The sequence below is a fragment of the Bradyrhizobium macuxiense genome (assembly GCF_007993935.1).
Lineage (GTDB): Bacteria > Pseudomonadota > Alphaproteobacteria > Rhizobiales > Xanthobacteraceae > Bradyrhizobium > Bradyrhizobium macuxiense_A.
The window spans coordinates 46537-66534 of the sequence record NZ_VITY01000005.1; the positions used below are offsets into that span (position 1 = coordinate 46537).

Here is a 19998-nt window from a genome sequence, read left to right on the forward strand (position 1 = left end):
CGGTGCTAACAACGAGGGATCGCCGATGTCACGCCCGCCGCTGCCACCTTTCACCCGCGAGACCGCCGCGCAGAAGGCGCGCATGGCGGAGGACGCCTGGAATTCGCGCGACCCCGTTCGGGTTGCCGGCGCCTACACCGAGGACAGCCGCTGGCGCAATCGCTCCGAGCTGTTTCAGGGCCGCGAGGCGATCGTGGCCTTCCTGACCCGCAAATGGGAGAAGGAGCAGGAGTATCGCCTGATCAAGGATCTCTGGGCGTTCGACGGCAACCGCATCGCGGTGCGCTTCCAGTACGAATGGCATGATGCGAGCGGCAACTGGTTTCGCTCCTACGGCAACGAGCAGTGGGAGTTCGACGAACACGGCCTGATGCGCCGCCGCGAGGCCTCGATCAACGACATCGCGATCTCCGAGAAGGATCGGCGCTTCCACTGGCCGGCTCCCGGCCCGCGTCCTGCCGATGTGCCGGGGTTGGGGCAGGAGCCGTTCTGATCGGCTCTTCGTAGCCTGGATGGAGCGGAGCGAAATCCGGCGGTCCTCCCGCGGAGAGATCTATTCCCGGATTGCGCGGAGCCGGTCATCGGGCGCGCGTTCGCGCGACCCGTTGGCTCCATCCGGGCTACGGTCAACCGCACCTGCCCGTTGAAAACGTTTGCGAGTCTCGATGAGGGCTGGTCTATGCTGATCGGCGTTGCAACACCGCGTCTGCCGGACCATTACATGACAATTGAACGTTCCAAAGCCTTTGCGCTCGCAAGCTTCTTCCTAGCGGCAGCGCTTGGCGCCGTTCCTATCAGCCGAAGCGCGGCGAAAGACAAGATGCGCGGGCCGGATACGTGGGGGCCGATGTTCAGATATCAAGTCGAGAGGTGTTGGAAGAAGCCTGCACGCGTCGGAGGCGGTGCGGAAAATGTGAAGGTTGAGATCACGGTCGACTTGACGCGAGAGGGTAAGCTGGATGGGCAACCTGTGGTGCTGCCAGGGAGCAAGCCGGTCACGTCAGACTATGCTCAGGCCTATCAAAAGAGTGCACTGCGAGCGATCATTGAATGCCAGCCCTACACTTTGCCGGCGGAATACTACGATCAATGGAAGCAATTCCAGCCGGTGTTCATGGAGTTTCCGACCCCTCCGACAGGGAAGGGAGAGTCTGCGGACGAGCTCTCCAACACCCGCAAGCTTTCGATCTGCCGCGGATGTTGACGTGACAACAAGCAGCGCTTTTGCGGAAGCGGCCCCTCACCCCAACCCTCTCCCCGAACGGGGAGAGGGAGCGGAGAGAGCCTTACGCCGCCGCCTTGTGCCGCGCGATCTCGGCCTTGTAGAGCTCGAACTCTTCCGCCACCGCCTTCGCGATCGACGGCCGGGCGCGCAGCCGCTCATAATAGGCCTTCAGCGCCGGCCATTTCGAAAGTTCGATCGGCGGCGTCGCCATGGTCCAGTTGATCACGGTGACGAGATAGGCGTCGGCGACGCTGAAATGGTCGAGCAGGTACTCGCGGCCCTTCAGATGATCCTCGACATAGTCGAGCCGCGACACGTATTTCTCCAGCGCATAGGTCTTGGCTTCCGGCGGCGCCTTCTTGTCGAGCAGCGGCAGAAACAGGCCCTTGTGCAGCTCGGTGCCGATGAAGCACAGCCACTGATGCAGCTTTGAACGCTCGGCGTTCGACGCGGTGCCGATGCCGGCCCGGGGGAACTGGTCGGCGACATATTGCAGGATCGCGGCGTTCTCGGTCAGCACCACGCCGTCGTCGGTGCGCAGCGTCGGCACCAGCCCGAGCGGATTGACCTTGTTGAAGTCGGTACCGTCGTTGCGCACCTGCTTGGTCTTCGGATCGACCTCGAGAAAGTTGGCCGGCTGGCCGGCTTCATAGAGCGCGACGCGGGTCGCCATCGAGCAGGCGAGCGGCGAGAAATAAAGGTCCATGGGTGCCTCCAGTGTCAGGCGCGGGGGGGGGGGGGCCGGCCGTTGTTGATTTTTGTACTGTCTTGGATAATATTAGCTGCGTCAAGGAATTTAATGCGAAATGGTACAAAAAAGTAAGAAGCCGCCATCTGCTGCCAAAATCGCAGCGCCCGTTGCACCGAAGCGCCGCGGGCGGCCGCGCGCCTATGAGCCCGATGTCGCGCTCGGCAAGGCGCTCGATCTGTTCCGCCGCGACGGCTTTGCCGCGACCTCGCTCGATGATCTGAGCGCGGCGACCGGCATGAACCGGCCGAGCCTCTATGGCGCGTTCGGCGACAAGCGCGAGCTCTACATCAAGAGCTACCAGCGCTATCGCGATGACGCGCGCGCCGCGATGGTCGACATCTTCCGCGCCGATGCGCCGCTGCGCGAGCGGCTGGAGCGCATCTATCGCATCGCGCTCGACATCTATCTTTCCGGCGAGTCCGGCCCGCGCGGCTGCTTCACGGTGATGACCGCGGCGTCGGAGGCGGTGTCCGATCCTGACATCCGCAACATGGTGGTGGAGGGGCTGACCGAGCTCGACAAGGCGTTCGGCATCTGCTTCCGCCATGCCAAGGAGCGGGGAGAGCTGCCTGAGGGCGCCGATCCGGCGTCGCTGGCGCATCTTGCCTCCGCCACCATCCACACGATTGCGATCCGTGCCCGGGCGCGGGTGCCGCGCCGAGACCTCGAGGCGATCGTGAAGGGCGCCATCGACGTGATGTGCCGGGCCAAATAGAAGCGGCAAAATTCTTCAGCCGCAAATGTCGGGCGCTGGTTTTCCTGCCCGTCCTCCGTAAGGTCTCCCCTCAAGGAAGTGAAATCTCATGGGAAAAGTCAGGACTTCAGCATTCTCGGTCTCAATCGACGGATTTGGCGCGGCGCCGCGTCAGAGCCTCGAAAATCCATTTGGCGAAGGCGGCATGGTGCTGCCCGGCTGGTTCCTCCAGACGCGGACGTTCCGCCAGACCTTCGGCCAGGACGGCGGCAGCACCGGGCTCGATGACGAGATCGCGCGCAAGTCGATGGAAAATATCGGCGCCTGGATTCTCGGGCGCAACATGTTCGGCCCGATCCGCGGGCCATGGCCGGACGAGTCCTGGAAAGGCTGGTGGGGTCCCAATCCGCCGTATCACACGCCGACCTATGTGCTGACCCATCACGCCCGGCCGGACATCGAAATGGAAGGCGGCACCACGTTCCATTTCGTGACCGATGGCATTCACGCCGCGCTCGAGCGCGCGCGTGCTGTTGCCGGGGACAAGGACATCCGGATCGGCGGCGGCGTGTCGCTGGTGCGTCAATTCCTGCAGGCGCGCTTGCTCGACGAGGTGCAGCTGGCGTTTTCGCCGGTGCTGCTCGGCGCCGGCGAGAATCTGTTCGCCGGCATCGATCTGCCCGCGCTCGGTTACGCCGTTGTCTCACACGTCGCGAGCCCGAACGCCACGCACGTCACCTTCGCGCGCAAATCGTAGACGTTCACGCCCGCGTCAGCGGCCAAAATCGGCCGTTGACGCGGGGGCCGTTCGGGCGTATTTAACCCAAAGGTTATTTAACCGATGAGCTAAGTACATGCCGCTCGATCCCCTCAGTTCGACCTTCGCGGCGCTGGCCGATCCGACCCGGCGCGCGATCCTGGCGCGGCTCGCGCTCGGCGAGACCTCGGTGATGGAGCTGGCAAAGCCGTTCGACATGAGCCTGCCGGCGATCTCCAAGCACCTGAAGGTGCTGGAGCATGCGGGCCTGATCTCGCGCGGGCGCGAGGCGCAGTGGCGGCCATGCCGCATCGCGCCCGCCTCGTTCAAACAGGTCGACGGCTGGCTCGGCAATTTCCGCCGCTTCTGGGACGAGAGCTTCAACCGCCTCGACGGCCTGCTCGAGGAGATGAAGGCGGAGGAGGCCGCGAAGGCCTCGCCGCGTAGTCAACGTAAAGTCAGAGTAACCAAGGAGAAGCAACGTGGACGCACGCGTGGATAAGACGCTGAGGATCACCACCCCGTCGGATTTCGAATTTGCGATGACGCGCCAGTTCGACGCGCCGCGGCGCTTTGTGTTCGATGCGATGACCAAGCCGGAATATCTGGTGCGCTGGCTCGGCTGCGAGCAGCTCACGATGCCGGTGTGCGAAGTCGACCTGCGGGTCGGCGGCGCCTATCGGTTCGTGTTCCGCTCGTCCGAAGGCATCGAGCATGAACTCATCGGCACCTATCGCGAGGTGGTGCGCCCGGAGCGGCTGGCATTCGGCGAGACGTTCTCGATGCCGGGCTTCACCAGCGACGAATATCTGGTCATCTCGACCTTCGTCGAGGAAGCCGGCACCACGACACTGACAACCACCATCCGCCATCCGACCAAGGAGGCGCGTGACGGCCATCTCAACTCCGGCATCGATAAGGGCGTCGCGCCCGCCTACGATCGGCTCGCCGAGGTGGTTGCCGAGATGGGCTGAGGCCTTCGCATCGTCATTGCGAGCGAAGCGAAGCAATCCATCTGTCCGCGTTTGCGGTGGCATGGATTGCTTCGTCGCTTCGCTCCTCGCAATGACGCTCGCATGTGATTCCAGCAGTCGCCGATTTCGTAGCCCGGATGGAGCGAAGCGCAATCCGGGAGCAGTTTGTCCGCTGCAAAGACCCCGGATTTCGCTTCGCTGCATCCGGGCTACGCGCTTGCCTCAATAACCCCGCTTGCGATCGACCACGTTCTCCAGCTCGCCGCCCGCCTCGAAGCGCGCGATCTGCGCCGCGACGTATTTCGAGATCTCGTCGGCGTCGGTGTCGGCGGCGTTGTGCGGCGTCAGCACCAGCTTCGGGTGGCTCCAGAACGGGCTCGCCTCGGGCAGCGGCTCGGTCTCGAACACGTCGAGCGAGGCCGCGCCCAGCGTGCCGTCGTCGAGCGCGCGCAGGATGTCGGTCTCGTTCTGCAGGCCGCCGCGGCCGGCATTGATGATCACGGGCGCGCCGAGCGGGCTATCACGGTTCAGCTTGGCGAACGCCTCGCGGTTCAGCACATGCCGCGTATCCGGCGTCAGCGGCAGCAGGCAGACCAGGATGTTGGTCGCGCGCAGGAATGTGTCGAGCCCCTCAGTGCCGTGATGGCAGGCGATGCCGTCGATCCGCTTCTCGCTGCGGCTCCAGCCGACGACGCGGAAGCCGAGCGCGCGCAGCGCTTGCGCCGCGGCCGCGCCGAGCGTGCCGAGCCCCATCACGCCGACGGTGATCGCGCTCGCCGCCCATTGATAGTCCGGCGCCCAGCGCTTCACGCGCTGCGATTCACGCAGATACAGCTCCTGGCGGTGATGCATCAGCACATGCAACACGACATATTCGGTCATGCGGTCGGTGAGATCGGAGACCGCAACGCGCACCAGCGGCACGTTGGGCAGCGAGCGGTCGGCCATCATCGCGTCGACGCCGGCGCCGAGGTTGAAGATGACGCGCAGGTTCTTGAATGAAGCGAGCTCGCCCGGCTTCGGCTTCCACACCGCGGCGTAGTGCACCTCGGCGGGATCGACCGCGCCGTCCGGCAGCAGCACCACCGGGCGGTCCGGGCAGACCATGTCGAACCGCGCCTTCCAGCGCGCCGACGACCAGTTTTCCGAGCCGCCCTTGATCAGCAGCGCCAGTGCGCCCTTACCCATCCGGATACCTCCAGTGTCAATGTGACATATGTCACAGAGCGAGTCCGACCCGCCCCCAATCTCCTGCCATCAACGGGGGAGAACTTCCATGCGCAAACTGATCCACACTGTGCTTCCATCCCGGCCGCCGTCGTCACGGCTTGCGCCGGCCCAAGCCGTGACCTTGTGCTCGCAATTGCCGACACGCCTGCTCAGGCACAACCGGCCGTTGCTCCCGCTCAGGCTGCGCCCTCGGAGCCCACGACAGCACGCGTCTCACCTGGTGACGAGCAGCCACATTCGTCACCGGGAGAGCGATGCGACCAAGGTGCCGGCGTCTCCTGGTGGCCGCACCATGACCGTCGCGGTGATCGCCTAGTGCGCCAGCGCCGCGCTCCAACGTTCGGTCCGTCGAGGCTCGCCTTGAGACTTCGATGAAAATCCAGAGCCGGCATCCGGAACTTAAATTTCTTTCGCTCGCGCTGTCGGCAGCGGGCATAATCGTTCGTTCTTGCAATGAACGGAGATGCCTTTTCGATGCTGTACGCCATCCTCTGCTATCATGACGAAGACATGGTCGGTTCCTGGAGCAAGGAGCACGACGCCTCGGTCATGCAGAAATTGTCCGTCGTGCAGGACAAGCTTGCCAAGCAGGGCAAGCTCGGCCCGGTGGCGCGGCTGTTGCCGACCACCGCGGCGACCACGCTGCGCAAGGAAAACCCGCCGCTGGTGCTGGACGGCCCGTTCGCCGAGACCAAGGAGCAGCTGCTCGGCTTCTACCTGGTCGAGGGCAAGAACCTCGACGAGGTGCTCGACATCGCGCGCGATCTCGGCGAGGCCAATCCCGGCGGCACCTATGAGATCCGCCCGGTCGGCTACTTCACTCGGGGGAGCGCAAAGACGTGAGCGTGACCGACACCGCCTGGATCGATGCCGCGCTGACGTCGGCGCGTCCCCAGGCGGTTGGCGCATTGCTGCGCTACTTCCGCAATCTCGACACCGCCGAGGAAGCCTTCCAGAACGCCTGCCTGCGGGCGCTGAAGAGCTGGCCGCAGAACGGCCCGCCGCGCGACCCGGCGTCGTGGCTGATCATGGTCGGCCGCAATGTCGCGATCGACGACATCAGGCGCGGCAAGAAGCAGGAGGCGCTGCCCGACGACGACCGGGCGATCTCCGACCTCGACGACGCCGAAGACGAGATCGCTGAGCGGCTCGACGGCTCGCATTACCGCGACGATATCCTGCGGCTGCTGTTCATCTGCTGTCACAAGGACCTGCCGCCGACCCAGCAGATCGCGCTGGCGCTGCGCATCGTCTCCGGCCTCACGGTGAAGCAGATCGCGCGCGCCTTCCTGGTCTCGGAAGCCGCGATGGAGCAGCGCATCACGCGGGCCAAGGCGCGCGTCGCCGACGCCAATGTGCCGTTCGAGACGCCCGGCGCGGTGGAGCGCAGCGAGCGGCTCGCCTCGGTCGCGGCGATGATCTATTTGATCTTCAACGAGGGCTATTCGGCGAGCGGCGACACCGCCGAGATCCGCTCGCCGCTGTGCGAGGAGGCGATCCGCCTCGCCCGTCTGCTGCTGCGGCTGTTCCAGAGCGAGCCGGAGATCATGGGGCTGACCGCGCTGCTGTTGTTGCAGCACGCCCGCGCCGAGGCACGTTTCGATGCCGACGGCCAGGTGATCCTGCTCGACGACCAGGACCGCAGTCTGTGGAACCAGAAGCTGATCGCCGAGGGCGCAGCGCTGATCGACAAGGCGATGCGCCACCGCCGCAGCGGGCCCTATCAGGTGCAGGCCGCGATTGCCGCGCTGCACGCCCGCGCGGAGAAGCCCGAGGATACCGACTGGACCCAGATCGACCTGCTCTACGGCGCGCTCGAGGTCATGCAGCCGTCGCCGGTGATCACGCTCAACCGCGCGGTTGCGGTCTCCAAGGTGAAGGGGCCGGAAGCCGCGCTCGAGATGATCGAGCCGCTGGCGCCGCGGCTGTCGAATTACTTCCACTACTTCGGCGTGCGCGGCGCCTTCCTGATGCAGCTCGGCCGCAACGAGGAGGCGCGTGTCGCCTTCGACCGCGCCATCGCGCTCGCCAACACCACGGCCGAAGCCGCCCACATCCGCATGCACATCGACCGCCTGATGCGCGACAGCCAGCCGCGCAATGTGAAGGCGAAGTAGGGCGCGCGCCTGGTTGCGCGTTGTTCGCGTCCAGGCTGAGAGACTTCCCGTGCAACACCCCTCTCCCTAACCCTCCCCCGCAAGGGGGGAGGGAACCCTTCCGCCGGTGGCTTCCTCACACGAACGCCGAAACGATGTGAGCGCGACGGGTCGCGCATCCGGCATGCAACGTCCCTTCCTCGGTGATCGCCAATAATTGCGTGAGGTGGGCAGGCGGCTCAGGCTCCCTCCCCCCTTGCGGGGGAGGGTTGGGGAGAGGGGTAAGTCCCAGGCGAGCTCGTCGACATCGCCTCAACAGTTTGGTCGCGCGATCGCGCCTCTCGTCGCGCTCCGAAAAATTCTTCCCGCGCGTTGTCGGTCCCGTATCTCACCGTTCGTCTTGATGACAAAGCATCACCAAGCGTTACGGAGCCCGTCATGTCGACGATCGTCGAGACCGAAGTCTCAAAGCCCGCCCGCATCACCGGCCGCGTCATGAGCGGCGTGGTCGTTCTTTTCCTGCTGTTCGATGGCGCCATCAAGCTGCTGCCGTTGCCGGTCGTCACCGAGACCATGGACAAGATGGGCTGGGGCGCGAGCGATACGCTGGCGCGCAGCCTCGGCATTATCACCATCGTCTGCACGCTGCTGTACTCGGTGCCGCCGACCTCGATCCTCGGCGCCATCCTGCTCACCGGCTATCTCGGCGGCGCGATCGCATCGCATGTGCGGATCGGCAGCCCGCTGTTCACCCACACGCTGTTCGGGCTCTATCTCGGCCTGATGGTGTGGGGCGGGCTCTATCTGCGCGACGGCAATCTGCGTGCGCTGCTTCCGTTCCGCCGCTGAGTTGGCTTGACGCGTTTGCTTCATGCGAACCGCTGCCCACTTCGTTCGAAACGCTCTAATTCTTCAATTCATGCATTTGGAGACCATCATGTTCGAGACCCTTGCCATCATCGCGATTGTCCTTGCGGTCGCGATTGCCGTCGTCCTCATCCTCGCGGCGACCAAGCCGAGCACGTTCCGCGTCACGCGCGCCACCAGCATCAAGGCGCCGGCCGAACGGATCTTTCCGCTGATCGACGATTTCCGGCAGTGGACGGTCTGGTCGCCCTACGAGAACCGGGATCCGGACATGAAGCGCACCTATGACGGCGCCGGGCGCGGGCAGGGCGCGGTCTATGCCTGGGACGGCAACAAGAATGTCGGCACCGGCCGCATGGAGATCCTGCAGTCGTCCGCGCCGTCGAAGGTCGTCATCAAGCTCGATTTCCTCAAGCCGTTCGAGGGCCACAACACCGCCGAGTTCACAATGCTGCCGCAGGGAGATGCGACCAACGTCACATGGACCATGTATGGTCCGGCCGTCTTCATGTCGAAGGTGATGCAGGTGTTCATGAACCTGGACCACATGATCGGCAAGGATTTCGAGGTCGGCCTCGCCAATCTGAAGAAGCTGACGGAAAGATAGCGCGTTTTCGAGCCAAGTGGTTTACCGGTTCGCGTGAAGAAAACGCGCCAGAACCAGAATCTACCCAAGGGAGCATGCGATGCAGGTCAACCCCTATCTCTCCTACGACGGCAATTGCGGCGCCGCGCTGAAATTCTACGAGAAGGTCCTCGGTGCGCGGATCGAGGAAACCTTCCCCTACGGCGAGGGCAATCCGGAGATGCAGACGCCGCCCGGCTGGAAGGACAAGATCATGCACGCCCGCCTCACGATCGACGGCGAGATCATCATGGCCTCCGACGCCCCGCCCGGCCACTTCCAGAAGTCGCAGGGCTTTCACGTCGCGCTGCAGGTCGAGGATCCCGCCGAGGCCGAACGCCGCTTCAAGGCGCTGTCCGAAGGCGGCACGGTCACCATGCCGTTCGGCAAGACCTTCTTCTCCAACGGCTTCGGCATGTGCGTCGATCAGTTCGGCATCCCCTGGATGGTGAACTGCCCGCAGCAGATGTAGGGCGGACTACTTCCAGCCTGTCGCCGTCATCCTGAGGTGCGAGCCTCTTCGGCGAGCCTCGAAGGATGGACGGCCCGGCTGGTGGCCGTCGACCCTTCGAGGCTCGCTGCGCTCGCACCTCAGGGTGACGGGGCAAGATAGAGGCTAAGAAACGTAGAGTGGAAGCGTAACCCACGTCGGTCTCTCATCCGCGCGACTGCCGTGTGGCGACAACGGTGGGTTACGCCTTCCGCCTTCGCTCGTTGAGCTACGGCGGACGCAGTCGGCTTACCCACCCTACGAGATCGCGCCTCACCTGCACCGCGGATAGATCGCCGCGAGTTCGCGGCCGCGCAGCAGCAGCAGGTGCGAGGTCAGGCCGCCGCGGCGCACGATCCAGTTGCGCACCGGCGCCGGATAGGCTTGCAGCACGGCGACGGATGCTTCCGGCTCTGCATAGGTCCGGCCGCGTTGGTCGATCGAGCGTGCGGCGTGGAAGCCGAGCACGGCGCGCCGTGTCACGCAGATGCGGTCGCCCGGCACCATCGAGAGCACCAGCGTGCAGGCCGACAGGCACGGCCCGTCGATCACCACGCGCTCGCCGGACTCGCGCACCTTATCGAACAGATCGATGAACGGACCGACTTGTCCGCCGGGGCTGGCAAGGATACGAACGTCGGCGTCAGCGCTTGAGACATCGGCAAGCAGCGCCGCCATCCCCAGGATCATGATCGTCCAGATCGCCCCGATACGCATGTGGCGGTTCCTTCCGTTGACGTCGCTCTGGCTCGCGCCGAGCCCTGGGGCATGATCCGGAAAAGTGTGAAGCGGTTTTCCCAAGGGGTCATGCTCAGGCTGAGAGCATAGGCTAGCTCATGCGGCGACAGTTTGTCAGTCTGCGCCGGAGACGCCGGCCTCGGCAAAGGTCGCCATGCCGCCGTGGCAGGCGAGCGCCGCGCGCAACAGCAGGATCGCAATCCCCGCGCCCGAAGCTTCGCCGAGCCGCATCTCGAGATCGAGCAAGGGCGCGAGCTGAAGTTCGCGCAGCAATTCGCGATGGCCGAGTTCGGCCGAGACGTGCCCGGCGCGGCAATGCGCGAGGCCGTTGGGTGCCAGCCGCGCCAGCGGCAGTACCGCCGACGTCGCGACGAAGCCGTCGAGCAGCACCGGGATCGATCTTGCACGCGCCGCCAGCACGGCACCGAAGATGGCCGCGAGCTCGCGCCCGCCGAGCGCGACCGCGACAGCGAGCGGATCGTCGAGCAGGTTGCGGTGCATTTTGAGCGCGGTATCGATCGTGGTGCGCTTGCGCAGCAGGCCGGCATCGTCGACGCCGGTGCCGCGGCCGGCCCAGCGCGCGCCGCGCCCGCCCATTAATGCCGCGCACAGCGTCGCGGCCACCGTCGTGTTGGCAATCCCCATCTCGCCGACCACCAGCAAATCGCATTGCTCCGGCACGGCGCGCCAGCCGGTGTCGAGCGCGACCAGGAAATCAGCGCCGTCCATCGCCGTCGCCATCGTGAAATCGCGGGTCGGCCGCGCCAGCTCGAGCGCCTCGACGCGCAACTCGGCCCCGGCAAGCTTTGCGATCTGGTTGATCGCGGCGCCTCCCGCGGCAAAATTCGCCACCATCTGCGCGGTGACCTCGGACGGATAGGCGGAGACGCCGCGCTCGGCGATGCCGTGATTGCCTGCAAACACCGCGATGGTGACCTTATCGAGCCGGGGGATCTCGCTCCCCTGCCAGCGCGCCAGCCAGATCGCTGCCTCCTCCAGCCGGCCGAGGCTGCCCGGCGGCTTGGTCAGGTTCTGCTGGCGCAGGGTAGCCGTCGCAGCGCTCGCCTCGTCGCCGTCGGGCAGGTCGCGACAAAAGCTGCGGATGTCGTCTAGACTATTGAACTGCATGCGATTCCCTCGTCGAGCGGGCCGCAAACTAAAGCATGATCCGGAAAAGTGTGAAGCGGTTTTCCGAGGAGATCATGCCCAATCAAGAGGCTAAAGCGCGATGACGATCTGACCCGATCCCATCGCGCTTTAGTGCAATTTGAAGGCTACGACCATGCGTGAGTTGCTCGACGATCTCAGGACCGCCACCGCCTTCCTGACCCGGCTGCCGATGCCGCTTCCGGACGGCGCGCGGCCGGAGGGTTTTGCTCGGGCACAGCGGCTGTTTCCGCTGGTCGGGGCGGGCATCGGCGCTGCGATCGGCCTGCTCTGCCTGCTGCTGCGGACGATCGGTGTCCCGGATCTGGCCGCGGCGGCGCTGGCGCTCGGCGGCGGCGCGCTCCTGACCGGCGCACTGCATGAAGATGGGCTTGCCGATGTCGCCGACGGATTCGGCGGCGGCCGCGATCCTGCGGCCAAGCTCGAGATCATGCGCGACAGCCGGCTCGGCACCTATGGCGCACTGGCGCTGGTGGTGAGCTTTGCCACCAGGCTTGCGGCGCTGGCCGCGCTTCCCGATGGCATGGTGGTGCAGGGCCTGATCGCGGCCCATGCGCTCGGCCGCGGCGTGCTGCCGTGGATCGCGATCAGCCTGCCTTACGCGCGCAAGGATGGGCTCGCGGCCAATGCCGGCCGGCCCGATGGTGCGATCGCGACGGTTGCGGCAGGCATCGCCCTGGTGATCGCAATCCTCGCTCTGCCCCTCGGCAGCGCGCTGCTGGCTGCAATCGCGGCCGGGGCAAGCGCGCTGATCATGGCGCTGCTGGCAAAGCGGCAGATCGGCGGCCAGACCGGCGACGTGCTTGGCGGCGCCGAGCAGGTTGCGGAGACCGCGATCCTGGTGTTGCTTGCGGCGCGGTTGGGGTAAGCGAAATGGACGGCGAAACGCATCTCTGGCTGATCCGTCACGCGCCGGTCGATGGACCGTGCGGCGTGATCCATGCGCCGGATGCGCCGGCGGACCTCAGCGATGCCGCTGCATTCGCCGCGTTGCAGGCGAGGCTTCCGGTTGATGCGGTCGCGGTCTGCAGCCCGGCGCGTCGCACAAGGGAGACCGCAGCGCAGCTCGGTCTCACGGCAACGGAAGACGACGCCTTTCGCGAACAGGATTTCGGCAACTGGACCGGCCGTCGCCACAGCGAGATCGAGGCCGAGCTCGGTGCCGCGGCCTATCGCGCGTTCTGGAATTCGCCGGGGACCAACCGGCCGCCGGGAGGCGAAAGCTTTGCCGACCAGATCGCGCGCGCACGGGCAGGGCTTAAGCGCCTGCCTGCAGGCGACGTCGTGCTGGTCGTACATTCCGGTACCATCCGCGCGATCCTCGCGATCGCGCTCGAACTTGCGCCGGAACCAGCACTGCGCTTCGTCATCGATCCGCTGTCGCTGACGCGGATCGACCGGTTGCAGAATGCGTGGCGCGTGGTGGTGGTGAACGGGCTTAGCGACTCTGCTGCACTGACAATTCCGTCATCCTGAGGTGCGAGCCTTGCGGCGCACTTGCGCCGCTGGACTAGCCTCGAAGGATGAATCGGCCACCGGCCGGGCCGTCGACCCTTCGAGACGGCCGCTTCGCGGCCTCCTCAGGATGACGGAGATGGAGTGAGTGTATCGCTAGGGCTCACCCATTCCGCCGCTGGCCGCGCAGGGTCGGCAGGCCGATGCCGGCGGCGTCGAAGCCGCCGTCGACGGCGAGGATCTGGCCGGTGATGTAGCTGGCACGGTCCGAGCACAGGAAGAAGATCGCCTCCGCCAGCTCCTCCTCGAGCCCATAGCGGTTGAGCGGGATGGCATCGTGATAGTCGGCGCGGATCTCCGGCGTGTGCACGGCTTTCGCCATCGCGGTCTCGACCGGCCCGGGCGCCACGCCGTTGACGCGGATGCCGAGCGAGGCGAGCTCGACCGCGAGCTGCTTGGTGAGGTGCGCGAGCCCGGCCTTGCTGGTGCCGTAGGCCGAGCGCAACGTCGAGGCGCGCACCGCCGAGATCGAGGTGATGTTGACGATCGCACCGCCACCATGCTCGCGCATCACCGGCGCTGCCGCCTTGGTGCACAGGAACGGGCCGGTGAGGTTGACCGCCATGATCCGGTTCCAGTCGGCGTCGGAGGTCTCCAGCACCGGCGCGAATACCGCCGTGCCGGCGTTGTTGACCAGCGCGTCGAGCCGGCCGAAGCGGCCTGTGATCGCCGTAATCGCTTTGGTCACGCCATCGGCATCGGAGACGTCGCAGGTCAGCGCCAGCGTGTCGTCGGGCTGCTTCAAGGCCGCGACCGCGGCGCGCAGCAATTCCCCTTCGATGTCGAGCAGCGCGACGCGCCAGCCGTCGGCGAGAAAGCGCTTCGCCGCGGCAAGCCCGATGCCGCGCGCGGCGCCGGTCACGAGTGCGACTTTGTGTGCGGAGGCGTTCATCGGAAGGTCCATCGGTTCGGGCAGGAAGTCCGGACCGTCTGCGACCTTTATGCAGAGGTGTCAACCCGACGGGGATGCCTTGTCACTCTCGAGGCGAAAGGCGCGTCTCGAAGGATGCACGGCCACCAGCCCAGCCGCACACCCTTCGAGGCTCGCTCCGCCCGCACCTCAGGGTGACGGGGAGAAAGCTTCAGCCTACGCCGCGAGTTCGGCGGAAGCGCGCTGCATGTTTGTGGACATGTCCTGCGTCACGATGCTCTGCTCCTCGACCGCGGCGGCGGTGGAGGTGATGTACTCGTTGACGCCGGCGATCGCAGCCTTGATCTCGGACAGCGAGCTCGCCACCGCGGCGGCGATCGAGTTCAGCGCATCGATTTCCGAGGAGATCGTGTCGGTCGCCTGCTTGGCCTGGTTGGCGAGGCTCTTCACCTCGGAAGCGACCACCGCGAAGCCGCGGCCGGCTTCGCCCGCACGCGCCGATTCGATCGTGGCATTGAGCGCGAGCAGATTGATCTGCCCGGTGATGCTCGAGATCATCTCGACGATGCCGCTCATCGCCTGCGCCGCGGCATTGAGCTTCTGCGCCTGGCCGTCGGCGGCTTCGACACGGCCGGTGGCGACCGCGGCGTTCTGCTTCGACTTGGTCATGGTCTCCGAGATCTCGCGGATCGAGGCGCTCATCTCCTCGCTGCCGGCAGCGACCGCCTCGATCAGGCCGCGTGCGCTGTCGGCCTTCTTGCGGCCGATCGCCTGCGCGGTGATGTCGGTGGCGTATTTCACCACCTTGTAGGGCTTGCCGTTGAGGTCGAGGATCGGATTGTAGGAGGCCTGGATCCAGATCTCGCGGCCGCCCTTGGCGATGCGCTTGTATTCGGCGGCCTGGAACTCGGCGCGGTTCAGCGCTCCCCAGAACTCGCGATAGCCTTGCGAGCTCGCCTCAACCGGCTCGACGAACATGCTGTGGTGCCGGCCCTGGATTTCGGCAAGCGAATAGCCCATCGCGGCGAGGAAGTTCGGGTTCGCGGTGCGGATCGTGCCGTCCATGTTGAACTCGATCACCGCCTGCGACTTGCCGATCGCATCGATCTGGCCGTCATTGTCGGCGGCCTTCACCTTCTGCTGCGTCACGTCGGTTGCGAACTTGACGACCTTGAACGGCTTGCCGCGGTCGTCCAGGATCGGGTTGTAGGTGGCGAGGATCCAGATTTCCTTGCCGCCCTTGCCGATGCGCTTGAACTCGCCGGCCTGGAATTCGCCGCGGTTCAGCCGCGCCCAGAAATCGCGATAGGCTGCGCTGTCGCGCTCGGCCGTCGGCATGAAGATGCTGTGATGCTTGCCCTGGATATCGGCGAGCGAATAGCCCATCGCGCCGAGGAAGTTCTCGTTGGCGGTGACGATGCTGCCGTCCATGTTGAACTCGATCACCGCCTGGGCCCGGCCGATCGCGGCGATCTTGCCGGCATCTTCCATGCTGTGGATCTTCTGCGCAGTGATGTCGGTGGCGAACTTGACGACGCCGACCGGCTTGCCGCCCTTGTCCAGGATCGGGTTGTAGGAGGCCTGGATCCAGATCTCGCGGCCGCCCTTGCCAATGCGCTTGTACTGCGCGGCCTGGAATTCGCCGCGGTTCAGCCGCGCCCAGAATTCGCGATAGTCGTGGCTGTCGCGGGTGGCGGGTTCGACGAACATGCTGTGGTGCTTGCCCCTGATCTCGTCGAGCGAGTAGCCCATCGCGTTCAGGAAGTTCTCGTTGGCGGTGACGATGGTGCCGTCGAGCTTGAACTCGATGACCGCTTGCGACTTGCCGATCGCTGCGGCTTGCGCCAGCGCACTGTCGATGTTTGCCTTGTTGCTGAAACTGAACATCAGGGCTCCGTGAATGTTCAAATGAAACGGGGATGGAAAAGCGGATTGCGGCAACTCACGGAAAGGTTGCAGCGAGCGGTTTAGCATCGGTAAAGCCTCGCGCCTGGCACGAACTGCACAACGCGTGGTGGCTCTCGCGCATCTATCTCAATTTGCGAAGCAATTTTTTGCTGTGCACGTTACCATCCATAGTCGGCATGCGATGTTTACCGTAATCTTACGGACGAAAATCGATGACGACTTTCGTCGGATGCGGATCATCGCGATGCGTGTTCTTCACCAACGCTGATCGCCCCATTACGAACGCTGATGTTGCTGAGTGTTTCGCGGATCAATGCGGCAAGCTGATTCGCGTTCTCGACGAATGCGCGTCGCGTCGATGCTTCACTCTCTGCGCCCCGGCGAGAGCAAAAATAAATTGCGGCACGAGATGTCGGCAGGATGGTCTGTGGTTCGTCCTCGGACCTCTGGTCCCATGATGGAGTTCTGATGTCGCTCACCCTGCATTACCACCCGCTGTCCTCGTTCTGCTGGAAGGCGCTGGTCGCACTGTACGAGAACGGTGCGCCGTTCACGCCGCACATGGTCAATCTCGGCGATCCCGCCCAGCGCGCGGCGCTGCTCGCGCTATGGCCGATCGGTCGTTTCCCCGTGCTGCGCGACGAGACGAGGGGCGAGACGGTGCCTGAATCGAGCATCGTCATCGAGTATCTCGACCGGCATTATCCCGGCACCGCCAAGTTGATATCGGGGGACCCGGACCTCGCGCTGCAGACCCGGCTGCGCGATCGCTTCCTCGATCTCTATGTCCATCTGCCGATGCAGAAGGTCGTCGGCGACCGGCTGCGGCCCGCGGACAAGAAGGACCCGCATGGCGTCGCTGAGGCGCGGGCGCAGCTCCGTACCTCCTATGCGATCCTGGATCAGCAATTGCTGATCCTGGATCAGTACCTCGCGCATGGCGGCTGGATGATGGGCGAGCGCTTCTCGCTGGCCGATTGCTCCGCCGCCCCGGCGCTGTTCTATGGCAACAAGGTCGAGCCGATCGGAGAGGGCCACCGGCATCTCGCTGCCTATCTCGAGCGGCTGAAGGCGCGGCCGTCCTTCGCGCGCGTCCTCAACGAGGCCGAGCCCTATTTCGGCATGTTCCCCCAGGAATCCTGACCAGGAATCCTGACCGGGAGCCCCGACCGGGAACCCTGATTCTTGTTCCGAAAATAAATGACGGCGCGATGTCGCTTTCGCGCCGTTCCATTCGTCTTGTACCTGAGGCCCGGGTTCTGGAGCGCTTTGGCCCTCCGGAGGCCCGGGCGATCTGTGTGGAGACGACATGGCTGCAGCTGGCAACAGGGCGGAGATCATCCGCTCCCTCTTCGCCGCCTATCTCGCCAACGACCGCGCGAGCGTCGAGGCGGCGTTTGCGGAGGATTTCCGCTTCTCGACGCCCTATGGCGAGAACATCGACAAGCCACGCTATTTCGCCGAGTGCTGGCGCGACTCGGGCTGGATCGGCCGCCACGAGATCGAGCGCATCATGGTCGACGGCGTCGAGGCCTTCGTCACCTATCGCTGCGTGGCGAAGGACGGCAAGAGCTTTCGCAACACCGAATTCTTCGTGTTCGACGGCGACAAGGTGTCGCGGATCGACGTCTATTTCGGCCCGTCGCATCAGGACGGCGAGCTCGTCAGGCAGGAACGATAAGGCAGTCTCGTGATCGATCGCGCGCTCGCCCGGGCGGCGGCGGCGGGCGTGAACTCTGCAAAGGAAACCGGACAATGTCGATAGCAAGTGAGGGCAGTGGTCTGTCGCAGGCACGGCTCGGACGCATGCGCGAGGTTCTGGCGCGGCATATCGATGATGGCGACGTACCGGGCCTGGTGGCGCTGGTCAGCCGCCGCGGCGAGATCCATGCCGATGTGCTCGGACGCATGGCGGTGGGCGGGCCGCCGATGGAGCGCGACACCATTTTCCGTATCTCCTCGATGACCAAGCCGGTGACGGCGGTCGCCGCGATGATCCTGGTTGAGGAATGCCGGCTCAGGCTCGATGATCCCCTCGATCGCTGGCTGCCCGAGCTCGCCGATCGCCGTGTGTTGCGCACCATCGAATCCGAGGTCGACGACACGGTGCCGGCAAGGCGCGCGATCACGCTGCGCGATCTGCTCACCTTCCGCCTCGGGCTCGGCATGATCCCGATGTATCCGGCGCGCTATCCGATCCAGATGGCGATCGCGGATGCCGGCTTCGCGCCCGGGCCGGTGTTTCCGTCGTTTCCGCCGGACGAGGTGCTGCGCCGCTACGGCACGCTGCCGCTGGCCTATCAACCCGGCGAGCGCTGGCTCTACGACACCGGGAGCCTGATCCTCGGCGTCCTGATCGCGCGCATTTCCGGAACCTCCTTCTCGGGCTTCCTGCAGGACCGAATCTTTGGACCGCTCGGCATGAAGGATACGGCTTTTCACGTGCCGCAACACAAGCTGATGCGGTTTGCGACCTGCTATGGCAGCGATCACGCGACCGGCGCGCTGAAAGTGTTCGACGAACCTGGGACCGGCAAATATGCCGCGCCGCCGGCATTCGAGAATGGCGGCGCCGGGCTGGTATCGACCGCGGACGATTTCAACGCCTTCGCCCAGATGATGCTCAATGGCGGGCGGCTCGGCACCGAGCGCATCCTGTCGCGTCCCTCGGTGGAGCTGATGACCTCGAACCAGATCACGCCGGAACAGAAACTAGGCTCCGAGTTTTTGCTCGGCGCACGGGGCTGGGGGTTCGGGCTGTCGGTCGTGACCACGCGGGACGATCTCTGCGATGTGCCCGGCCGCTACGGCTGGGACGGTGGTTACGGCACCTCCTGGTATTCCGACCCGCGCGAGGCGATGACCGGAATCCTGCTGACCCAGCGCATGATGGATTCGCCGCAGCCGCTTCCGGTGTATTCGGATTTCTGGACGCTCGCCTATCACGCGATCGATGACTAGGAGCCTGCGTCAATGACGTCAAAGATAATTTCAAAGGTCGTGTCGGAAGCGCAAACCGTCCGTCGTCTTTCAACCGAGCGCCGGTGCTGAGATCGGCAGAGAGACAACGGAGCACGACGATGAAGTTCATGGTGATCGTGAAGGCGAACGGGGATACCGAGGCCGGCGTGATGCCGAGCACCGAGACGCTTGCAGCAATGGGCAAGTTCAACGAGGAGATGGTCAAGGCCGGCGTGATGCAGGCCGGCGAGGGCCTGCATCCGACCAGCAAGGGCGCGCGGGTCAAATATGCCGGCGGGCAGGGCACGGTGACCCACGGGCCGTTCGGCCTGAGCGGCGATCTGGCCTGCGGCTTCTGGCTGATCGAGACCAAGTCGCTCGATGAAGCGATCGGCTGGATGAAGCGCGCGCCGTTCGACAGCGGCTCCGAGATCGAAATCCGCCAGGTGTTCTCGGCGGACGATTTCGGCGACGCGCTGACACCCGAGTTGCGCGAGCGCGGAGAGCGCCTGCGCGCGCAGGCAGGCAAGAAGTGACACCCGTCGTCGTTCCGCGATATCGCGCAGGCGATGCGTCCGAAATACATGATCACGATCGCAGGTCATGGACTCCGGGCCGCCGTCGCGTCGGGCTTCCCGGAATGACGAGGGTGAAGATTGCGAGTGCCTCAACAGATAAGGAAATCCGACCAATGCGTTTCATGATGCTGATGATCCCGCTCGGCTACGAATCCGCCCCAGCCAAGCTCGAGCTCGACCCTGAGCGCGTCGCCGCGATGATGCGGTACAATCAGGCGCTGAAGAATGCGGGCGTGCTGATCACGCTGGAGGGCCTGCATCCGCCGGCCGCCGGCGCGCGCGTCAAGTTCGACACCGGCGCGCCCGTCGTAATCGACGGTCCGTTCACCGAGGCCAAGGAGGTGATCGGCGGCTTCTGGATGATCGAGGTCGCCTCGCGCGCGGAAGCGATCGCATGGGCCAAGCAGTGCCCGGCCACCGCGAACGAGATGATCGAGATCCGCCAGGTGCAGGAGATGGCCGATTTCTCGGAGGAGGTGCAGCAGGCGGCCGCCACCTTCGAGCATCCGCAGGGCGGCTGGGGCAAGGCGCTGCGGTAGCGCATGATCCGG

Annotated in this window: 24 protein-coding genes; 18 read left to right on the forward strand and 6 right to left on the reverse strand. The window is 65.2% G+C overall.

Annotated elements, in window-relative coordinates:
- Positions 1-25 precede the first annotated feature (25 nt).
- Both FBZ93_RS14600 and FBZ93_RS14605 read left to right on the forward strand, forming a co-directional pair.
- Entirely contained in the window at positions 26-493 is a 468-nt protein-coding gene (locus FBZ93_RS14600) for a DUF1348 family protein (protein WP_146986651.1), read from the forward strand.
- Between the two features lie 186 nt (positions 494-679).
- Positions 680-1204: a hypothetical protein gene (locus tag FBZ93_RS14605; RefSeq protein WP_146986652.1), complete on the forward strand. Its 525-nt coding sequence runs from the start codon at positions 680-682 to the stop codon at positions 1202-1204.
- A gap of 82 nt (positions 1205-1286) precedes the next feature.
- On the opposite strand, the gene FBZ93_RS14610 is transcribed toward FBZ93_RS14605, so the two are convergent.
- Positions 1287-1931: a glutathione binding-like protein gene (locus FBZ93_RS14610; RefSeq protein WP_146986653.1), complete on the reverse strand. Its 645-nt coding sequence runs from the start codon at positions 1929-1931 to the stop codon at positions 1287-1289.
- Between the two features lie 100 nt (positions 1932-2031).
- Between FBZ93_RS14610 and FBZ93_RS14615 the strand changes: the two genes are divergently transcribed.
- The 4 genes from FBZ93_RS14615 (at position 2032) to FBZ93_RS14630 (ending at position 4401) form a co-directional block, all read left to right on the forward strand.
- Entirely contained in the window at positions 2032-2691 is a 660-nt protein-coding gene (locus FBZ93_RS14615; RefSeq protein WP_146986654.1) for a TetR/AcrR family transcriptional regulator, read from the forward strand.
- A gap of 88 nt (positions 2692-2779) precedes the next feature.
- Complete coding sequence (locus FBZ93_RS14620; protein WP_146986655.1) at positions 2780-3427, forward strand: dihydrofolate reductase family protein; 648 nt, start codon at positions 2780-2782, stop codon at positions 3425-3427.
- A 97-nt stretch (positions 3428-3524) separates the two neighbouring features.
- Entirely contained in the window at positions 3525-3929 is a 405-nt protein-coding gene (locus FBZ93_RS14625) for an ArsR/SmtB family transcription factor (protein WP_146986656.1), read from the forward strand.
- On the forward strand, positions 3910-4401 hold the full coding sequence (locus tag FBZ93_RS14630; protein WP_146986657.1) for an SRPBCC domain-containing protein: 492 nt from the start codon (positions 3910-3912) through the stop codon (positions 4399-4401). Before FBZ93_RS14625 ends, FBZ93_RS14630 begins: the two co-directional genes overlap by 20 nt.
- A gap of 222 nt (positions 4402-4623) precedes the next feature.
- Here FBZ93_RS14630 and FBZ93_RS14635 read toward each other — a convergent pair whose 3' ends face one another.
- A complete protein-coding gene (locus FBZ93_RS14635; protein ID WP_146986658.1) occupies positions 4624-5589 on the reverse strand; it encodes a 2-hydroxyacid dehydrogenase in 966 nt (321 codons plus the stop codon).
- A gap of 516 nt (positions 5590-6105) precedes the next feature.
- Between FBZ93_RS14635 and FBZ93_RS14640 the strand changes: the two genes are divergently transcribed.
- From FBZ93_RS14640 to FBZ93_RS14660, 5 genes are all read left to right on the forward strand, one after another.
- Positions 6106-6474 carry a YciI family protein gene (locus FBZ93_RS14640; RefSeq protein ID WP_146986659.1) on the forward strand — a complete coding sequence of 123 codons (369 nt, stop codon included), beginning with the start codon at positions 6106-6108 and terminating at the stop codon, positions 6472-6474.
- Positions 6471-7748, forward strand: a complete 1278-nt coding sequence (locus FBZ93_RS14645) for an RNA polymerase sigma factor (RefSeq protein WP_146986660.1) — start codon at positions 6471-6473, stop codon at positions 7746-7748. Before FBZ93_RS14640 ends, FBZ93_RS14645 begins: the two co-directional genes overlap by 4 nt.
- 417 nt (positions 7749-8165) lie before the next feature.
- Positions 8166-8576, forward strand: a complete 411-nt coding sequence (locus FBZ93_RS14650) for a DoxX family protein (protein ID WP_050419569.1) — start codon at positions 8166-8168, stop codon at positions 8574-8576.
- Positions 8577-8664: 88 nt separating this feature from the next.
- Positions 8665-9201, forward strand: coding sequence for an SRPBCC family protein (locus FBZ93_RS14655; protein ID WP_167529043.1), 537 nt, complete (start codon positions 8665-8667; stop codon positions 9199-9201).
- Positions 9202-9280: 79 nt separating this feature from the next.
- A complete protein-coding gene (locus FBZ93_RS14660; RefSeq protein WP_146986661.1) occupies positions 9281-9691 on the forward strand; it encodes a VOC family protein in 411 nt (136 codons plus the stop codon).
- Positions 9692-9982: 291 nt separating this feature from the next.
- On the opposite strand, the gene FBZ93_RS14665 is transcribed toward FBZ93_RS14660, so the two are convergent.
- Entirely contained in the window at positions 9983-10399 is a 417-nt protein-coding gene (locus tag FBZ93_RS14665; RefSeq protein WP_433995415.1) for a hypothetical protein, read from the reverse strand.
- 162 nt (positions 10400-10561) lie between these two features.
- Entirely contained in the window at positions 10562-11575 is a 1014-nt protein-coding gene (cobT, locus tag FBZ93_RS14670; protein WP_146986663.1) for a nicotinate-nucleotide--dimethylbenzimidazole phosphoribosyltransferase, read from the reverse strand.
- A gap of 154 nt (positions 11576-11729) precedes the next feature.
- Here cobT and cobS point away from each other — a divergent pair, with 154 nt between their 5' ends.
- Together cobS and FBZ93_RS14680 are read left to right on the forward strand one after the other, a co-directional pair.
- Positions 11730-12482: an adenosylcobinamide-GDP ribazoletransferase gene (gene cobS, locus FBZ93_RS14675; protein ID WP_146986664.1), complete on the forward strand. Its 753-nt coding sequence runs from the start codon at positions 11730-11732 to the stop codon at positions 12480-12482.
- A gap of 5 nt (positions 12483-12487) precedes the next feature.
- Complete coding sequence (locus tag FBZ93_RS14680; protein WP_146986665.1) at positions 12488-13090, forward strand: histidine phosphatase family protein; 603 nt, start codon at positions 12488-12490, stop codon at positions 13088-13090.
- A gap of 142 nt (positions 13091-13232) precedes the next feature.
- On the opposite strand, the gene FBZ93_RS14685 is transcribed toward FBZ93_RS14680, so the two are convergent.
- The gene (locus FBZ93_RS14685) at positions 13233-14021 is read right to left on the reverse strand and encodes an SDR family NAD(P)-dependent oxidoreductase (RefSeq protein ID WP_146986666.1); all 789 of its coding nucleotides are present in this window, start codon (positions 14019-14021) and stop codon (positions 13233-13235) included.
- A 195-nt stretch (positions 14022-14216) separates the two neighbouring features.
- Complete coding sequence (locus FBZ93_RS14690; RefSeq protein ID WP_146986667.1) at positions 14217-15887, reverse strand: methyl-accepting chemotaxis protein; 1671 nt, start codon at positions 15885-15887, stop codon at positions 14217-14219.
- A 489-nt stretch (positions 15888-16376) separates the two neighbouring features.
- On the opposite strand from FBZ93_RS14690, the gene FBZ93_RS14695 reads away from it, so the two are divergent.
- From FBZ93_RS14695 to FBZ93_RS14715, 5 genes are all read left to right on the forward strand, one after another.
- Complete coding sequence (locus FBZ93_RS14695) at positions 16377-17051, forward strand: glutathione S-transferase family protein (protein WP_146986668.1); 675 nt, start codon at positions 16377-16379, stop codon at positions 17049-17051.
- A 166-nt stretch (positions 17052-17217) separates the two neighbouring features.
- The gene (locus FBZ93_RS14700) at positions 17218-17589 is read left to right on the forward strand and encodes a nuclear transport factor 2 family protein (RefSeq protein ID WP_050419576.1); all 372 of its coding nucleotides are present in this window, start codon (positions 17218-17220) and stop codon (positions 17587-17589) included.
- Between the two features lie 74 nt (positions 17590-17663).
- Positions 17664-18869, forward strand: a complete 1206-nt coding sequence (locus FBZ93_RS14705; RefSeq protein WP_146986669.1) for a serine hydrolase domain-containing protein — start codon at positions 17664-17666, stop codon at positions 18867-18869.
- A gap of 119 nt (positions 18870-18988) precedes the next feature.
- A complete protein-coding gene (locus FBZ93_RS14710) occupies positions 18989-19405 on the forward strand; it encodes a YciI family protein (protein WP_146986670.1) in 417 nt (138 codons plus the stop codon).
- A gap of 155 nt (positions 19406-19560) precedes the next feature.
- Positions 19561-19986, forward strand: coding sequence for a YciI family protein (locus FBZ93_RS14715; RefSeq protein WP_146986671.1), 426 nt, complete (start codon positions 19561-19563; stop codon positions 19984-19986).
- The last annotated feature ends 12 nt before the right edge of the window (positions 19987-19998 follow it).

Bases quoted from the DNA above. Each gene is read 5' to 3' on its own strand.
- cobT (WP_146986663.1), bottom strand. From the start codon at position 11,575: ATGCAGTTCAATAGTCTAGACGACATCCGCAGCTTTTGTCGCGACCTG.
- FBZ93_RS14615 (WP_146986654.1), top strand. From the start codon at position 2,032: ATGGTACAAAAAAGTAAGAAGCCGCCATCTGCTGCCAAAATCGCAGCG.
- FBZ93_RS14705 (WP_146986669.1), top strand. From the start codon at position 17,664: ATGTCGATAGCAAGTGAGGGCAGTGGTCTGTCGCAGGCACGGCTCGGA.
- FBZ93_RS14610 (WP_146986653.1), bottom strand. From the start codon at position 1,931: ATGGACCTTTATTTCTCGCCGCTCGCCTGCTCGATGGCGACCCGCGTC.
- FBZ93_RS14605 (WP_146986652.1), top strand. From the start codon at position 680: ATGCTGATCGGCGTTGCAACACCGCGTCTGCCGGACCATTACATGACA.
- FBZ93_RS14715 (WP_146986671.1), top strand. From the start codon at position 19,561: ATGCGTTTCATGATGCTGATGATCCCGCTCGGCTACGAATCCGCCCCA.
- cobS (WP_146986664.1), top strand. From the start codon at position 11,730: ATGCGTGAGTTGCTCGACGATCTCAGGACCGCCACCGCCTTCCTGACC.
- FBZ93_RS14660 (WP_146986661.1), top strand. From the start codon at position 9,281: ATGCAGGTCAACCCCTATCTCTCCTACGACGGCAATTGCGGCGCCGCG.
- FBZ93_RS14680 (WP_146986665.1), top strand. From the start codon at position 12,488: ATGGACGGCGAAACGCATCTCTGGCTGATCCGTCACGCGCCGGTCGAT.
- FBZ93_RS14600 (WP_146986651.1), top strand. From the start codon at position 26: ATGTCACGCCCGCCGCTGCCACCTTTCACCCGCGAGACCGCCGCGCAG.
- FBZ93_RS14710 (WP_146986670.1), top strand. From the start codon at position 18,989: ATGAAGTTCATGGTGATCGTGAAGGCGAACGGGGATACCGAGGCCGGC.
- FBZ93_RS14685 (WP_146986666.1), bottom strand. From the start codon at position 14,021: ATGAACGCCTCCGCACACAAAGTCGCACTCGTGACCGGCGCCGCGCGC.
- FBZ93_RS14640 (WP_146986659.1), top strand. From the start codon at position 6,106: ATGCTGTACGCCATCCTCTGCTATCATGACGAAGACATGGTCGGTTCC.
- FBZ93_RS14690 (WP_146986667.1), bottom strand. From the start codon at position 15,887: ATGTTCAGTTTCAGCAACAAGGCAAACATCGACAGTGCGCTGGCGCAA.
- FBZ93_RS14620 (WP_146986655.1), top strand. From the start codon at position 2,780: ATGGGAAAAGTCAGGACTTCAGCATTCTCGGTCTCAATCGACGGATTT.
- FBZ93_RS14695 (WP_146986668.1), top strand. From the start codon at position 16,377: ATGTCGCTCACCCTGCATTACCACCCGCTGTCCTCGTTCTGCTGGAAG.
- FBZ93_RS14650 (WP_050419569.1), top strand. From the start codon at position 8,166: ATGTCGACGATCGTCGAGACCGAAGTCTCAAAGCCCGCCCGCATCACC.
- FBZ93_RS14655 (WP_167529043.1), top strand. From the start codon at position 8,665: ATGTTCGAGACCCTTGCCATCATCGCGATTGTCCTTGCGGTCGCGATT.
- FBZ93_RS14625 (WP_146986656.1), top strand. From the start codon at position 3,525: ATGCCGCTCGATCCCCTCAGTTCGACCTTCGCGGCGCTGGCCGATCCG.
- FBZ93_RS14700 (WP_050419576.1), top strand. From the start codon at position 17,218: ATGGCTGCAGCTGGCAACAGGGCGGAGATCATCCGCTCCCTCTTCGCC.
- FBZ93_RS14665 (WP_433995415.1), bottom strand. From the start codon at position 10,399: ATGATCCTGGGGATGGCGGCGCTGCTTGCCGATGTCTCAAGCGCTGAC.
- FBZ93_RS14635 (WP_146986658.1), bottom strand. From the start codon at position 5,589: ATGGGTAAGGGCGCACTGGCGCTGCTGATCAAGGGCGGCTCGGAAAAC.